At 49.8% G+C, this 1,002-nt stretch carries 1 protein-coding gene and 1 pseudogene; one reads left to right on the top strand and one right to left on the bottom strand.

Going from position 1 to position 1,002, the window contains the following annotated elements:
- Positions 1-333, top strand: a 333-nt coding sequence (locus ACWHAR_RS23465; RefSeq protein ID WP_452087998.1) for an EcsC family protein, incomplete at its 5' end; no start/stop codon positions are given.
- A gap of 17 nt (positions 334-350) precedes the next feature.
- On the opposite strand, the pseudogene sndC reads toward ACWHAR_RS23465, so the two are convergent.
- Positions 351-1,002 (bottom strand): annotated as a pseudogene (gene sndC, locus ACWHAR_RS23460) (N-acetyl amino acid acetylase SndC); the annotation flags it as partial.

Here is a 1,002-nt window from a genome sequence, read left to right as displayed (position 1 = left end):
ACCTTGTCTTCCATTTACGGCTTTGATGTCAAGGATGCACAAGAAAGGATATTTTTGCTGCTCGTGTTTCAGCTTGCGTTTTCGAGTGACGATGGCCGTAAGTCGCTTTTTTCTGTCATCGAAAATTGGGAGACGGAGAAAAAGAGCATCGACTGGAGAGTGTTCCAGCAGGAATATCGCGATTATATCGACGTCGTGAAGCTTTTTCAGCTTTTGCCGGGCGTAGGAGCGGCAGTCGGCGGAATTGCCAATTATAAGCTGCTTGCTCAGCTTGGAGAAACGGCAAGACATGTTTTTCATCTGAGGATATTAAAGGAAACAGCCGGAGAATAAACACTCCGGCTGTTTTTTTATAGCTGATGATAGGTGATCGCAGCGCCGGCAAGGACCTTGGCCGCTGTCAGCATGGCTTTTTCGTTGATATCAAATTTCGGATGGTGGTGGGAATAGACTCGCTCTGGCTGTTCGGGAGCGGCGCCTGTAAAGAAAAAAGTGCCCTTCACGTTTTGTAAGTAATAAGCAAAATCCTCGCCGCCCATTTGTGGTTCACCGTCAATGACCTGCTGAACGCCCTCGGTATTCTTTGCGGTGCTCACCAAGTGGTTCGTTTCTGCAGGATGGTTCACAACCGCTGGATAACCCTGTTCATATGTGTACTCATAGGACGCGCCGTGCATGCTGCATATTCCTTTTACAACCGCTTCAATTTCTTTCTCCAGAATGTCCCGGACATTTTCATCAAAAGAACGCGCTGTGCCGATGAGTACTGCTTGGTCTGCGATGACATTAAACGGATTGTCGGCGATGAAGGAGCCTGTCGAAATGACGGCGGATTGAATCGGATTGACTTTGCGGCTGACAATGTGCTGCAAAGAGGAAACGATTTGCGAACCGATCAGGACGGCGTCTTTTGTATCATGCGGATGAGCGCCGTGGCCGCCCTTTCCGAAGACTTTAATCGTAAATCGGTCCGCCGCCGCCATGACGGCGCCGGGGCGGCAA

Source organism: Bacillus sp. LR--39 (genome assembly GCF_053613335.1).
This window is presented reverse-complemented; position numbering and strand designations above follow the sequence as displayed.